This window comes from Bacteroidota bacterium (assembly GCA_016195025.1).
Classification (GTDB): domain Bacteria; phylum Bacteroidota; class Bacteroidia; order Palsa-948; family Palsa-948; genus Palsa-948.
Window position 1 is genome coordinate 1 of the sequence record JACQAL010000027.1, and the last position, 15289, is coordinate 15289.

Annotated in this window: 13 protein-coding genes; 10 read left to right on the forward strand and 3 right to left on the reverse strand. The window is 39.4% G+C overall.

From position 1 onward, the window contains the following. From HY063_05620 to HY063_05630, 3 genes are all read left to right on the forward strand, one after another. Window positions 1-565: T9SS type A sorting domain-containing protein (locus tag HY063_05620; protein ID MBI3501256.1), on the forward strand; the 565-nt coding region annotated here is incomplete at its 5' end. A gap of 117 nt (window positions 566-682) precedes the next feature. Further along, window positions 683-3355 carry a valine--tRNA ligase gene (locus HY063_05625; protein MBI3501257.1) on the forward strand — a complete coding sequence of 891 codons (2673 nt, stop codon included), beginning with the start codon at window positions 683-685 and terminating at the stop codon, window positions 3353-3355. 30 nt (window positions 3356-3385) lie between these two features. Continuing rightward, window positions 3386-5122, forward strand: a complete 1737-nt coding sequence (locus HY063_05630; GenBank protein ID MBI3501258.1) for a M1 family metallopeptidase — start codon at window positions 3386-3388, stop codon at window positions 5120-5122. A 3-nt stretch (window positions 5123-5125) separates the two neighbouring features. On the opposite strand, the gene HY063_05635 is transcribed toward HY063_05630, so the two are convergent. Further along, entirely contained in the window at window positions 5126-5890 is a 765-nt protein-coding gene (locus HY063_05635) for a YdcF family protein (GenBank protein MBI3501259.1), read from the reverse strand. 15 nt (window positions 5891-5905) lie between these two features. Next, window positions 5906-7270, reverse strand: coding sequence for an MATE family efflux transporter (locus tag HY063_05640; protein ID MBI3501260.1), 1365 nt, complete (start codon window positions 7268-7270; stop codon window positions 5906-5908). Between the two features lie 70 nt (window positions 7271-7340). Between HY063_05640 and HY063_05645 the strand changes: the two genes are divergently transcribed. Then, the gene (locus tag HY063_05645) at window positions 7341-7994 is read left to right on the forward strand and encodes a hypothetical protein (GenBank protein ID MBI3501261.1); all 654 of its coding nucleotides are present in this window, start codon (window positions 7341-7343) and stop codon (window positions 7992-7994) included. 5 nt (window positions 7995-7999) lie between these two features. Here HY063_05645 and HY063_05650 read toward each other — a convergent pair whose 3' ends face one another. Continuing rightward, window positions 8000-9739 carry a sulfatase-like hydrolase/transferase gene (locus HY063_05650; GenBank protein MBI3501262.1) on the reverse strand — a complete coding sequence of 580 codons (1740 nt, stop codon included), beginning with the start codon at window positions 9737-9739 and terminating at the stop codon, window positions 8000-8002. A gap of 179 nt (window positions 9740-9918) precedes the next feature. Between HY063_05650 and HY063_05655 the strand changes: the two genes are divergently transcribed. The 6 genes from HY063_05655 to pckA all read left to right on the forward strand — a co-directional run bounded on the left by HY063_05655 (window position 9919) and on the right by pckA (window position 15253). After that, the gene (locus HY063_05655) at window positions 9919-10923 is read left to right on the forward strand and encodes a CBS domain-containing protein (GenBank protein MBI3501263.1); all 1005 of its coding nucleotides are present in this window, start codon (window positions 9919-9921) and stop codon (window positions 10921-10923) included. Between the two features lie 2 nt (window positions 10924-10925). Then, window positions 10926-11927, forward strand: a complete 1002-nt coding sequence (locus HY063_05660) for a bifunctional 3-deoxy-7-phosphoheptulonate synthase/chorismate mutase (GenBank protein ID MBI3501264.1) — start codon at window positions 10926-10928, stop codon at window positions 11925-11927. Continuing rightward, window positions 11927-12400 (forward strand): HAD hydrolase family protein, encoded by a 474-nt coding sequence (locus tag HY063_05665; GenBank protein MBI3501265.1) that lies wholly within the window; start codon window positions 11927-11929, stop codon window positions 12398-12400. The genes HY063_05660 and HY063_05665 overlap by 1 nt, the downstream gene beginning before the upstream one ends. Then, window positions 12397-12795, forward strand: coding sequence for a DUF423 domain-containing protein (locus tag HY063_05670; GenBank protein ID MBI3501266.1), 399 nt, complete (start codon window positions 12397-12399; stop codon window positions 12793-12795). Before HY063_05665 ends, HY063_05670 begins: the two co-directional genes overlap by 4 nt. A gap of 8 nt (window positions 12796-12803) precedes the next feature. Beyond that, window positions 12804-13574 (forward strand): hypothetical protein, encoded by a 771-nt coding sequence (locus HY063_05675; protein MBI3501267.1) that lies wholly within the window; start codon window positions 12804-12806, stop codon window positions 13572-13574. Between the two features lie 62 nt (window positions 13575-13636). After that, window positions 13637-15253 (forward strand): phosphoenolpyruvate carboxykinase (ATP), encoded by a 1617-nt coding sequence (gene pckA / locus HY063_05680; GenBank protein ID MBI3501268.1) that lies wholly within the window; start codon window positions 13637-13639, stop codon window positions 15251-15253. Window positions 15254-15289 lie beyond the last annotated feature (36 nt).

A 15289-nucleotide genomic window follows, 5' to 3' on the forward strand; every position in this document is an offset into this window, starting at 1 on the left:
CGTAACGGGTTATTTTCTAAGTCCCGCCATCACTTTCGGAACAACCACTCTAACCAATGCAGGCAATTATGATATTTTTATTGTGAAATATGACGCAAGCGGAACCGTTCTCTGGGCAACAAGCGCGGGCGGAACTAATTCTGATGTTGGCAGAAGCATTGCAACGGATGCAAACGGAAATGTTCTCGTAACGGGTTATTTTTTAAGTCCCACCCTCACTTTCGGAACAACCACTTTAACCAATGCAGGCGGTTGGGATATGTTTATTGTGAAACTTGGCAGTACAACAGGCATAGAAGAAAATAATTTTACTTCTGAAATAAATGTTTCCCCCAACCCCACGAGCGGGCAGTTTCAAATACAAGTCGGCAATGGGCAGTCGGCAATGGGCAATGAATACAAAATAGAAATTTACAATGTGTTTGGAGAAAAAGTGACACAAAGTGTCATTCCGAGCGCAGCGAGGAATCTCACCATTGACGATTCTTCTCTGGAGCAGGGCATTTATTTTCTCGAACTCCAAACAGGCAGCAAAACCATGCGTGAAAAATTTGTGAAGGAGTAAATCCCCTATTCCCTTATTCTCTTTATATCCTTATTCCCTATTTCCTCTTTTCGTATTTTCGCTTCCATTATTCGTAAAATTAGTAACAAGATTAGTAATTCGTAACCAGTGGCAGAGATTTCCAAAACATATTCCCCCAAAGAAGTTGAGTCGAAATGGTATTCCTATTGGATGGAGAAAAAGTTTTTTCACTCCGTTCCCGATAAGCGCGAGCCGTACACCATCGTCATTCCTCCGCCCAATGTTACGGGCGTTCTGCACATGGGGCACATGCTGAACAACACCCTTCAGGATGTTCTTATCCGCAGGGCGCGCATGCTCGGCAGGAACGCCTGCTGGGTTCCGGGCACCGACCATGCTTCCATCGCCACCGAAGCAAAGGTGGTGGCAATGCTCCGCGAAAAAGGAATTAAGAAATCAGATTTACAGAGAGAAGAATTTCTGAAACATGCCTGGGAGTGGAAAGAAAAGTACGGAGGAATTATTCTGGAACAGTTGAAAAAACTTGGCGCATCGTGCGACTGGGAACGCACGCGCTTCACGATGGATGAAAAATACTACCGCGATGTAATCAATGTGTTTGTTGATTTGCATCAGAAGGGCTGCATCTATCGCGGCTTGCGCATGGTGAACTGGGACCCCGTTGCAAAAACTGCAGTGAGCGATGAAGAAGTTTTTTTCAAACAGGTGAACACCCAACTTGTTTATGTAAAATATAAAGTAGCAGTTGATTCACACTCTGAAAGCCCCTCCTTCGGAGGGGTTGGGGAGGCAGTAATTATTGCAACCACTCGCCCCGAAACAATTATGGGCGATGTGGCAGTGGCAGTTCATCCCGATGACGAGCGCTACAAACATCTGCACGGAAAAAAAGTGATTGTCCCGCTGGTGAACCGCGCAGTTCCCATCATCACCGATGAATCGGTTGACAAAGAATTCGGAACAGGATGTTTGAAAATCACTCCCGCTCACGACAAAACCGATTATGAAATAGGCAAGCGGCATAATCTTCCTTCCATTGATATTCTGAATGAAGACGGAACTATTTCGGAGGCAGGAAAAGTTTTCGTTGGTCTTGATAGAATTGTTGCGCGCAAAAAAGCAATTCAGCAATTGCAGGAAGAAGGTTTGCTTGTGAAGATGGAAGATTATTCGCATCAGGTTGCGCTCAGTGAGCGCACCGATGCAGTGATTGAACCGCGCCTCTCCATGCAATGGTTCATGGATATGAAAAAAATCTCCAAGCCCGCGCTGGATGCCGTGCTGAACGGAGAAGTGAAACTCATTCCGGAAAAATTCATCAACACGTATAAGCATTGGATAGAAAACATTCACGACTGGTGCTTGAGCCGCCAACTCTGGTGGGGGCACCGCATTCCTGCATGGTACGATGAAGAAGGAAATTATGTGGTGGCGAAAACTCATGATGAAGCATTAAAGTTATATTCCATCAAACATCAGACATCAACCATCAACCATCTTCGGCAAGACGAAGATGTTTTAGATACATGGGCTTCCTCGTGGCTCTGGCCCATTTCTGTTTTCGATGGATTTGAAAAACCAAATGGAGAAATCAACTACTATTATCCCACGAATGATTTGGTAACCGCACCTGAAATTCTTTTCTTCTGGGTGGCGCGCATGCTCATTGCCGGCTATGAATACAAAAAAGAAAAACCGTTCCGCAATGTATATCTCACCGGAATTGTGCGCGACAAGCAGGGAAGAAAAATGAGCAAGTCGCTCGGCAATTCTCCCGACCCGATTGAACTCATGGAAAAATACAGCACCGATGGCGTGCGCGTTGGCATGCTGCTCTGCTCTCCTGCCGGAAATGATTTATTGTTTGACGAATCGTATTGCGAGCAGGGAAGAAATTTCGCAAACAAAATCTGGAATGCGTTTCGTTTGATGAAAGGATGGAATGTGGATGAAACTTCGCAGGTCGGGATTTCAAATCCCGACCAACAAAGCAGTAATGCTCTTGCCATTGACTGGTTCAATGCAAAATTCAATGAGCAACTTGAAATCATCAATGATTTATACAGCAAATACAGAATTTCAGAAGCGCTGATGGCAACTTATAAATTGGTGTGGGATGATTTCTGCGCATGGTATCTGGAAATGATTAAACCGGATTTTATTGACGGCAAATCACAGCCCATTGATTCGTATACCTATAATTCCACTATAGAATTTTTTGAAGACCTGCTGAAAATTCTTCATCCGTTCATGCCGTTCATCACCGAAGAAATCTGGCATCTCATCGGTGAAAGAGAAGAAAAAGAGTGCGTCATTATTTCCAATTGGCCAAAATCAAAAAAGGCAGATGAAAAAATCCGTAAGCAGATGTCTGCATTTATGGAATCGGTAATTGCGGTTCGTGCAGTGCGCAATGAAAAAAATATTTCTCCTAAAGAACCGCTGGAACTTTTTATCCGCACAGACAAAGACCTTCACGGTTTTAAAAACCTTGAAGGTCTGCTCAAAAAACTTTGCAACATCAGCGCAGTGCATTACACAAATAAAAAAATTGAGAATGCAACTTCGTTTATCGTGAGTAATATTGAATTCTACATTCCGTTAAAAATAAATATAGCGGAAGAAAAAGAACGCCTTTCGAAAGAATTGGATTACAACAAAGGGTTTCTTCAGTCCGTTCAAAAAAAACTGGCGAATGAGAAGTTTGTTCAGAACGCAAAATCTGAAGTGCTCGAACTCGAAAAGAAAAAACAAGCCGATGCGGAAGCAAAAATAAAAGCGCTGGAAGAACAACTCAAGTCAATGTAACATTGAATATGTAATATTTACTATTTAAAGATGCTTAAAAAAAAATATTACATATTAAATATTACCTCTTACATCTTACTCGCTTTTTATGTCTCTTCCTGCGCGCTGGTTGGAATTCATGTGCGGCTTCAGAATCCGAAACACGCGGGCAGGTATCCGCATTTTTCCGAAACCACAAAACTTCTCGGCAAAGAGAACACAAAATACCGCACTTGCTTTGACGCAACCTACTACGAATTGAATGTGACGGTGGATGAAAATAAAAAACAGTTGAAAGGAACTGTTACGATGAATGCAACCGCAGTTTCTGATTTTGATACCATTCAACTCGATTTATATGCAAACATGAAAGTAAATTCCATCGGGTATGCAACATTAAATTCAATCTCGGAAAAGGATAGCAAATTCATTAACGCAACGTATGTAAGAAAATACGGAGCCATTTTTATTCCTTTCAAACAAAAAGCAGGAGAAATTTTCAAAATCAAAATTGACTATGAAGGTTCACCGCGCGCTGCAAAAAAACCACCGTGGGATGGCGGCTTCGTCTGGAAACACGACAAAGAAAAAAATCCATGGATAGGAGTTGCCTGCGAAACCGAAGGCGCATCGCTTTGGTGGCCCTGCAAAGATGTGAACAACGATGAGCCCGACAGCGCTTCCATAAATATTACCTGCGCAAAAAATTTAGTTGCGGTGTCAAACGGAAAGTTGCGCGGAAAAGAAGAGCATGAAAATACTTCCACCTACAAATGGTTTGTTTCCTATCCAATCAATCTCTATGATGTTACATTATACATAGGAAACTTTGTGCTTCTCCCCGATTCTTATCAAATGCCTTCCGGAAAAATTCTGCCGGTGAATCACTATGTGCGCGCGCCTAATTACGAAAAAGCGAAAGAACATTTCAAGCAGGCGAAAGACCAGATTTCATTTTATGAAAAAACATTCGGAGAATTTCCATGGTACAATGACGGGTATAAATTAGTTGAATCTCCCTATGAAGGAATGGAGCATCAGAGCGCAATTGCCTATGGAAACGGCTACAAGAATAACAGTTTCTCAGGAAATTTTGATTACATCATTCTTCACGAGAGCGCGCACGAATGGTGGGGAAATGGAATAACCGCTGCCGATTTTGCCGATGTGTGGCTGCAGGAAGGTTTTGCAACTTATTCGGAAGCATTGTATGTTGAAAGCACGCAGGGGAAAAGCGCGTACTACCGTTATCTGCTCGTGTACCGCCTCTTCATTCAGAATAAATGGCCCGTTGTGGGCCCGGTTGGCTACCGGTATTTTTACTATAAGAATTCCGATTGTTATCAGAAAGGCGCGTGGGTGCTTAACTCACTGCGAACATTAATTAATGATGATAAAACATTTTTTGATATTCTGAAATCCTACTATGAAAAATACAAATACAAAACAGTTTCATCGCAGAATTTTATTGACCTGGTGAATGAAAAAACCGGCAATGACTACGGATGGTTCTTCAAGCAATATTTGTACAAACGGGAAACTCCTTTTCTTGAATACGACTGGGACGGAAAAGATTTTTATTACCGGTGGAAATATGCAAATGCCGATTTCAAAATGCCGGCTGAAATCCTGCTCGACAATCTTGTGCAGATAAAACTTTCTCCCTCAACCGAAATTCAAAAACTTCCCATTGCCGCGCAGACCTATAAAAATATTTCCTTCAACGATTACATGCTGCTCTTCGGAGTGGAAGAAAATAAAAAACTAAGAAAAGAATTTAAGAAATAATTTTCAGGCATATCCTTTTATTTTATAGATGAGCATTCCCATCCATTCGTGAATAAGCGAATCCCATTTCCAGAGCGTTTCTGCATCGGGAATTAAAAGATAATCCAGCGCATAACGCCTCACGGAACTCGCATCGCGGTCAACGCTATAGGGAAAAACATCAATACCAACTTTCCGGAAGCAAGCCATTGCCCTTCGCATGTGCCTGCCGGAAGTAATCAGCAAAAATTTTCCGCGCGAATATTCCTTCTCATCGAGAAGATTTTTTGTAAACACCGCATTCTCCCTCGTGTTGCGCGATTCATTCTCAATCCAAATATCTTTATCCGGAATTCCGAGCGTGAGCAAATACCTGCGCACAAACATTCCTTCTTTAATATTTGCAAACTCAATGCTGCCGCTTCCTCCGGTAAATAAAATTTTTTTTATTGCTCCGGTTTTATATAATTCAATCGCCTGAAATAACCGGTCAGCACCGCGGTAAAATTGTATTCTGTCCAGTTCAATATCGTAATCGAGCATTCCGCCCAGCACAATTCCTGCATCGTATGTTTTTAAATCTTTATAGGAAGTAGCAGGAATTTCCCAGCAGCGGTTAACTTCTTCGAGTAAAAAAGAATTGGAAAAAACATAGAATAAGGAAAGCGCCCAAATCAAACTTCTTCTCCTGATTTTATCTTTGCAAAGAAGCGCATACACCAGCAAAAGAAAAATCCATATTGCGGGAGTAATGAGAAAGGAAAATATTTTCGAAGTATAAAAAAACATAGTAAGAAACTTATTCTAAAATAAAATTCTTTTCGTCACAAAAGTAAATCTCAGGAAAAGAAAAATAGCTGCAACGGTTAAGCCAATCGTAAGTCCGTACCAGATTCCTTCCACTCCTAAATTAAATTTGAACGCAAGAAAATAACTGCAAGGCAAACCAATGAGCCAGTAAGCGAGAAAAGTTATCCAAGTGGGAATAGTTACGTCTTTTATTCCGCGCAGCACCCCCAGCCCGACAATTTGTACGCCATCTGAAATTTGAAACAGCGCGGCAATGAGAAGCAGCGATGAAACAATTTCTCTCACCTGAACTTCATCATTGAATAAAACCGGAATTGAAAACCGGAACAAAATAAAAATGATTGCCCAAAATGCCTGCGCGATGATTGCCATTGCAAACGCGCTGAATGCCGCTGCGCGCAGTTGAAAAATATTTTTTAAGCCGAGTTGGTTTCCCACGCGAACACTTGCTGCCGCGCTGATTCCGCTTGCCATCAGGTAAGTCATGGCGGCAATCTGCAAAGCAATCTGGTGCGCGGCTTGTTCACGTTTTCCAATCCATCCAATCATCACCAGTGCAAAAGCAAACGCGCTCACTTCAAAAACCCATTGCATTCCGGAAGTTGCTCCGATTCTGAAAATTTTTTTCAGACGTTCAAAAGAAATTTCTCTGAAGAGAAATGCTTCGCGGTAGTTTATAAAATTCCTGCTATAATAAATATAGAGGAACATGGCAACCGCCATTGCCACGCGCGAATAAAAAGTTGCCCAGCATGCGCCCATCATTCCCATTGCAGTGATTCCGAATTTTCCGTAGATAAGAACCCAGTTCAGGAAAACATTCAGGAGATTTGAACCGATGGTGATGAACATTGCCACGCGCGTGAACGAAAGCCCTTCGGCAAATTGTTTGAACGATGCAAAAATTGCCAGCGGAATCATTCCGAGCATCATTACATTTAAATAAGGAATGGCAAACTCAGCTACATCTTTCGGCTGGTTGATGTGCCGCATGACTGGTGAAAATGCAAGCAGCACTACGAACAAAAATAAATTTGTAACAAGATTCAGAATAATGGCGTGGCTCAGCAATTTTTTATTCTCTTCTATATTAAAGGAAGCATCTGCTTCTGCCGCAAGCGGAGTTACTCCGAAAGAAACACCCACGCCAAACACAAGAACGAGAAAATAAATTGCATTCGCGAGCGAAACTGCCGCTTGTGCGGTGGTGGCGCTGTAACCGAAAACATCTTCACGGATTCCGCCCACCATGGCTGTATCCACAATTCCCACCATTACATTGCCGAGATTACTCAAACAAACCGGCCAAGCAAGAAGAATTGTTTTGCGAAAATGTTCGCTGAAATTTTTGGTGAACATAAAAGTTGGCGAAGATACTTTATTACCAATCACAATAAATCCTATAAAGCATCGTTCGGTAAAATTATAAATGAGAAATATTTTCTTCCTTTTATTTTTCTTCAATGCGCCATTAGTTTATTGTGGCACACAAGATTCTTCTTCTTTAAGAAATTCTTTTGGATTTAATCTTGGTATAAATTTCCAAACATCAGAATGGGATGCAGGATTACGTTTTGTTCCGGCTTTTGTTTATAATTATAAAAAGCAATCTTTCTTGCTTACTCCTACAATATTTTTAGATAATCCCTACAATAGTCACTATTCTCATACTGCAAGAGGAGGAATTGAAGGTATGTACAAGATTTTTCCTAATGGAAATAATAAGATGTTTAATCTTTATTTTTTCTATCGAGCAGGATATTCTTATTACAGCGCAGATTCAGAAGAAAAATATTATGTGAATAATCAAATTTATTCTGGCAGGTCATGGGAAAAATATTCTGAATTAACTAATGAAGTGGGTTATGGATTTCAATTAAAGGCCAAGAGTGGAATTTATTTAAATCAATCTCTTGGTTTCGGTGTTGCGACACACCATATTAACAGCGGTATTGAAAATAAAACAGACCCAAATTTATCCAGGCAAGACATACCATCAGATTTTTTTGAATATGGCTATTTTTCTTTTTTCGCAAATATTGGCATTGGTTATAACTTTGAAAAAAGAAAGAAGGAATTATAATTGTATTAGAAGTCCGTATACTCCTGGAAAACAGTTTGCAGAAAACTTTTCCCTTCTTTTTCCAACTTTGATTTTTCTTCAAGAGAAATAGTTTTCTCGAATGGAAAATTATTGTCGGCATGCGAATAAACTAAATAATTATTCGGACGGACAAATCCAAAACCATCGTGCGTTTCGTAAAAAGCAAATTCATTCGCGTTCGGATTGAAAAGATTCTTGCTCCATGAGAATTTTTCAGAAGAAATATTGAACTGATTAAGCAATGTTGCAGCCAAATCAATCTGCGAACAGATTTTTTTATACTGTGTTCCTTTAAATTCATCCTTGATAACATTTCCATAAAACATCATTGCAATTTTTCTGTACTCGGGCTGCTGCTGAACCCAATGTTTCGGTGAGCGGTGACTGTGGTCTGAAACAAAAATGAAAAGCGTGTTGTCATACCATTTTTCTTTTTTCGCTTTCTGAATAAAATCATACAAGCAGGAATCAGCATAAGATATTCCATTCACATAATCATTTTCATCCGTGTCCCAGTAAAATTTCTTTTTCATAGGCATATCGAAAGGGGAATGGCTGCTGAGCGTGAACATTCCTGCAAAGAATGGTTGCTTTTCATTTCGCAATTCATTCAGTTGTCTTGTATATAAAAATTCATCATGCACTCCTAATTTTCCCCGCGGAGTATTCGAATCAAAATCTTTTCCTTCAAGAATCCTGTCGAAGTTATTGTAATACATATATGCTTTTATATTTCCGTAGCTAAGTTGTCCGCCAAATAAATAAGAAGTGGTATATCCGATTTTCTTAAACTCAGAATTCAGGCAAGGTAGATGTCCATACTTTCCCGGCTGACCTATAATAGAAGTTCCAGAAGGCAGAGCAGGAAACGCGCTGAAGATGGCGGTCATTCCCTGGTCAGATAAATCTCCGCTGGCATAAATGCTGTCGAATAAAATTCCCTGCGCGGCAAGTTTATCAAAGCCGGGCGTAACACTGTCGTATCCGCCCAGTGAATGAATCATATCTGCCGACCAACTTTCGAGAATAACAAGAACAATGTTTGGATTTTTTTCTTTTAGAAATTTTATTGTGGAATCTTTTTCTGTTTTATAAAGTTGCTGAACAGTTTGTTTTGCTTCTTCCATTGGGAAATAGATATACGGATTTCCTTTCATGTTCATTCTGTTTTCCCAAAAACTTTGCCCGAGATTCCATCCCGAATTCACAGAAGCAAGATTCAAAACATTATGTTTTGAAAAATATGCATCACTTTGCTGAATCGGAATTTCCTGAACACCTCCGCGAATTCCAAGAGCGATTAAAAACGGAATGGTGATAAGAAATATAGTTGCACCAATCCATCTTTTAGAAAAAGGAATTTCAGAACCTTCAACCTTGCAAATTTTTTTGTGAATAAAAAATCCAATGAAAGTCAAAATACCAATCGCAATAAATCCAAAAATCAAAAATCCGGTACTCGTTGAATTAATTACTTCAGAAGGATGTTCCCAAAAGCGAATAGCTTTAATATTCATCTTCGTTCCCCATTCATCATAAATTTTCAGTTCGGGAATTACAATAATTGAATAGAGAAAAAGAATTATGGCAACATAAATCCGGTTAATCAGAAGAAATATTTTTTTGCTAAAGAATCCGAACAGAATATAGCAGAGAAAAGTAAACGCAAGAAAATAGCAAGCCATTGAAGTGTCTAAATAAATTGCCTGAAAGAACGTTGACAAAATTTCCCCAAAAGAAATTCCTTTGAGTTCACCTATATTATATATAAGGAAGATAAAACGGCAGATTGCAAAAAAGGAAAGCCAGAAAAAATATTCTTTAAAGAAGAATATAAAAAGTTTTTTAAGCATTCGCAAATGTATTGAAAACCTCTGCTGAAAATTTATTCTAATTTTGCTTCGTGAAAATCTCCGCTTCTATATATTCAAGCAAAGTAAAATCGCTGAGCACATTAGTGAAAGAACTCGATGAATTTCATGTGGATTATTTTCACGTTGACTGCAACGATGAACTGAAAGTTTTTGATGACATAAAAGCAATCCGAAAAAAAAGCAAAACACAAATTGACCTTCACATCATCAGCGATAAGCCGGAAAAGTTTTTTCCAAAAGTTATAGAGAACAACGTTGACCTGGTAACTTTTCAATATGAAAACCTTAAAGGAAAAATCAAAATTCCAAAAGAAATAAAATCAAAACTCGGGCTTGCAATTATTTCGGAAACAGAAATTGACGTATTTGAAAAATATAAAGACAGATTTGATTTCATTTTATTCATGACTACCACGCCTGGAAAAAGCGGTGGCACGTTCAACAAAGAAAATTTCAAAAAGATCCGCGAGTTTCATCAGAAATATCCTGAGAAAAAAATTCACGTGGATGGCGGAGTGACTGCTGATGTTTCATTCGTGCTGCGCAACATGGGAGTTTACTCTGTTGTTTCCGGTTCGTATCTTGTGAATTCTTCTGTGATTGGAAGCGCCATGCACAATCTTCGCAGCCAGTATTACGTTCCATCAGGAATGCACGTGCGTGATGTGATGATGAGCAAAGAAGAAATTCCTATGATTGGAGAAGATTCTTCTTTCGCTCACATGCTGAATACAATTGACGAATACGCAGTAGGTTTCACAACTGTAGCGGATAACAAAGGAAAATTTGCGGGCATTATCAGCAACGCGGATGTTCGCAAAGGTCTCATTCGGAAAATAAATGATTTGAATTCTATTGAAGTAAAAGACATCGTCAACAAAAATCCGATTCGCGTGTATGATGATTTTTCGATTACTGAAATGATCGAGTTCATCAAGAACACAAAGCAGAACATTTTATATTTGCCTGTGGTTGACCGAAAAAATAATCTGACAGGCGCAATTACATTCAGCAATCTTATCAAAGGAGAATAAAAATGATCATCAAACTAAAAAATACTGTTGACGCAATAAAAGCAAACGAACTCGGAAAAGAATTAGACGCGTTTGTTGTAAAACAAAATGGATCTTTCGTTCTTGTCACACCAAATAAATTAAAAGAAGTTCCTGAGAAACATAAATCAATCACTGCAGAAAGTTTTGTTTTCAATGATGATATTCAACTCGCAAGTAAAAAATATATTAACGGAACAAGAGAAATAAAAATATCTGATGAAATTTCTATAGGAGGAAAAACAAATAATACGGTTGTCATCACAGGGCCATGTTCAGTGGAATCCGAAGAACAGATTGAGCAAGCGGCACAACTTTGCAAAAAACTCGGAGTAAAAATTCTTCGCGCGGGCGCGTTCAAGCCGAGAACTTCTCCCTACAGTTTTCAGGGAATCGGTTTGGATGGCTTGAAGTTGCTGGACAAAATGCGCAGCAAATACGGATTAAAAATAATTTCAGAAGTGCGCGACTCTACGCAAGTGCAGGATATCATTCAGTATTCTGATATTATTCAGATTGGCGCAAAGTCAATGTATGATCACGGAATTCTGAAGGCGTGTGCAAAAATTAAAAAACCTATTCTCCTTAAACGCGGATTCGGAACCACACTTCAGGAGTTCGTTCAGGCAGCCGAATTTATTTTGTCAGGTGGAAATGAAAATGTAATTCTTTGCGAGCGAGGAATTAGAACATTCGAAACTAAAACAAGATTCACTTTGGATTTATGCGGAGTGGCATGGCTGAAAGAACACACGAATCTTCCCATCATTCTTGATCCGAGTCATGCGATTGGATATGCATATGGAGTTGCGGATTTAACCCGCGCTTGCATCGCGATGGGTTGCGATGGCTTGCTTGTTGAAACGCATCCGAATCCCGCAGTGGCAAAATCAGATGCGTCACAACAATTAAATTTTGATGAGTTCACAAAATTATATGAATCACTCAAGCCGATTGCAAAAGCGATTGGAAGAAATATTATCTGATGGAAAATAAAAAAATAAAATTTCTGGCACTTGATGTTGATGGAGTTCTCACCGATGGAGGAATTTATGTGACTGAAAATGGAGACCTCTCCAAAAAATTTAATGTAAAGGATGGGGTTGGAATTAAAGATGCGTTGAAAGCAGGAATTATCGTTGGATTTATCAGCGCAGCTTCACGAAGCGAAAAATTAACTCATGCACGGGCGCAAATGCTCGGAGTTCAATATGCATATTCCGGAACAGAAGAAAAAGTTTTAGTGCTGAATAAATGGCTTACAAAATTAAAAATCAAAACAAGCGAAGTTGCTTTTATTGGAGATGATGTGAATGATTTAAAAATTATCGCTGAAGTCGGATTTTCCGCCTGTCCGTCTGATGCAGTGAATAAAATAAAAAAAGCTGTGAATGTTGTGCTGAAAAAAAAAGGAGGCGATGGCTGCGTCCGGGAATTTATTGAGAAGTATTTATCATGAATAAAAAACTTCTTGCTGTTGCAGGAATTTCAGGCGCACTCTGCGTAGCACTCGGAGCGATGGGAGCACACGCGTTAAAAGAAAAACTTCCAGCAGAAAATCTTCAAACCTTTGAAACAGCAGTACGCTACCAGTTTTATCACACGCTCGCATTAATTTTTGTTTCAATTCTTTCGGAAAAAATTAATTCGAAATTTTTAAACTATTCTTCTAATTTATTTATTGCGGGAATAATTCTTTTTTCTTTTTCACTTTATTTTCTGGCACTGCGCCCGCTTATGGGAATTGGAAATGAAGAAATGAAATGGATTGGCGCCATAACTCCATTCGGGGGATTGAGTTTTATTCTGGCATGGTTACTGCTTACTTTTGCTGCACTTAAGTCCAACAAATAATTTATAACATGAAAACTCTTTTTCATTTTCATCTCATCGTAATCAGTTCGGTTCTTCTTTCGGTAGATTCATGCAAAAGCAAGAAGAGCACAACCACCGATGCTTCTTCTTATTCAACACCGCAGCAAACAAACACAACTTCATCTTCTGCAACTCAGACTTCAACAACTACAACTGCTGCTGTAACTCCATCAACCAATAATGTAAGGTTTGTTGTTTCATTTTACAGTATCGGCCAGGGAATTGATGGCGCAGCGCATGATGAGTTTGTAAAATTTCTGAATTCATATCCTAAAAAAATTTCTTTTGAACCGAAACATTGGGGAAGAGAAGGAGAAACAGATTATTGCCTCGCACTTTCTGAATTAAATTCTGCAGAGCAAACTGAATTTATAACTAAAGCAAAAGTTATTCTTGCAAAATCAAAACTGGTTCACCAAAAAGAAAATGCACAGTGCGATCATGTGAACTGGCCTCCAATTCCAACTCCAACAACTGCAGATGATACCTATCCGCTAGTTGTGCAGTTCTATAGTAAAGGGGAAGGAATAGACAGCAAAACCAATGATGCATTCGTAAAATTCATGGATACTTATCTGAAAAAAATTTCTTACGAGCCAACGCATTGGGGACGTGAAGGTGAAATTGATTACTGTTTGAAACTTTCTGAACTTTCTTCAACTGAACAGGCAGAGTTTATCAAAAAAGCGAAAGATTTACTCGCAAAATCAACTCTTGTCCATGTAAACGATAATGCAAAATGTGTTCATAAACATTAGATAAAAATCATAGTTTTCGTTTGGCGATTTTTTTAAATTCGCGCTTCTTTAAATGAAAACCTATGAAAGAATCTGATAAGAAGAGTCCTTCATCTGACGGACTCGAATCAATTGGAATAAAAAATGCAAATGCTTGCTGGAACTTAACTCCCGCTGAACTTACCGAAGAAACACTGTGCCTGAATCAAGGCGTTCTCACCGATACAAAAGCCCTTGCCGTTGACACCGGTGAATTTACCGGGCGCTCGCCAAAAGATAAATACACTGTGCTGGATGAAAAATCGAAAGATACCATCTGGTGGGGCGATGTGAATTTTAAATTCGATTCGAAAAAATTTGACGCGCTGTATAATAAAGTTGTCAATTATCTTTCAGGAAAAAAAATTTATGTGCGCGATTCTTATGCCTGTGCCGATAAAAGTTATCGTCTCTCAGTTCGCGTTGTTACAGAACTTCCGTGGTCAAATCTTTTTGTAAATAATCTTTTCATTCGCCCGACCAAAGATGAACTTTCCTCTTTTAATCCTGAGTGGACAATTGTAAATGCTCCGGGATTCAAAGCGAATGCAAAAGAAGACGGAACACGCCAGCATAATTTCACTATTCTCAATCTGACGAAAAAAATTATTTTGATTGGCGGAAGCGGCTACACAGGCGAAATCAAGAAAAGTATTTTTACTCTGTTGAATTATATTTTGCCCTACGAAAAAAATGTTCTCTCCATGCATTGCTCCGCGAACATTGGAAAGAAAGGAGACACTGCAATTTTTTTCGGCTTGAGCGGCACAGGAAAAACAACTTTATCTGCCGACCCGAACCGCGGATTAATTGGCGATGACGAACACGGCTGGTCAGAAAAAACAATTTTCAATTTTGAAGGCGGCTGCTATGCAAAATGCGTGAACCTCACCGAAGAAAAAGAACCGCAGATTTTCAGAGCGATAAAAGAAGGTGCGCTGCTGGAAAATGTCCGCTTCTTTCCCGGAACAAAAAAAGTAAACTACGATGATATTTCTGTAACCGAAAATACCCGCGTTGCTTATCCGATAAATTTTATTGACAATTCTGTCGAGCCAAGCGTTGGCGGAATTCCAAAAAATATTTTCTTTCTCACCTGCGATGCATTTGGCGTTCTTCCCCCGATTTCAAAATTAACTTCTGCGCAAGCAATGTATCATTTCATCTCCGGTTACACTGCGAAAGTTGCAGGAACAGAAATGGGAATTACAGAACCTACTTTGACTTTCTCCGCTTGTTTCGGAAAAGCATTCCTTCCTCTTCATCCTACAAAATATGCGGAACTGCTGGGAAAAAAATTAAATGAGAACAAATCAATAAATGTTTGGCTCGTGAATACCGGCTGGACTGGCGGTGCGTATGGAATTGGAAGCAGGATAAAACTTTCATATACGCGTGCGCTCATCACCGCAGCTTTGAATGGTGAGCTGGAAAAAGTAAAATTCGAAACACTGCCTGTTTTCAATTTACATCTTCCTGCTTCTTGCCCAAATATTCCTTCCGAAATTTTGAATCCGCGTAACACGTGGAAAAATAAAGATGCTTATGATTCCAAAGCAAACGAACTTGCAAAATCATTTGTGAAAAATTTTGAACAGTATGCCGGTGCAGCAAATGAAGAAATTCTTTCTGCCGCTCCGAAAATTGCTGTGAACGCGTAAGGCAGTTTCTTTTTTCCTTTACATTTGCAACCCTTA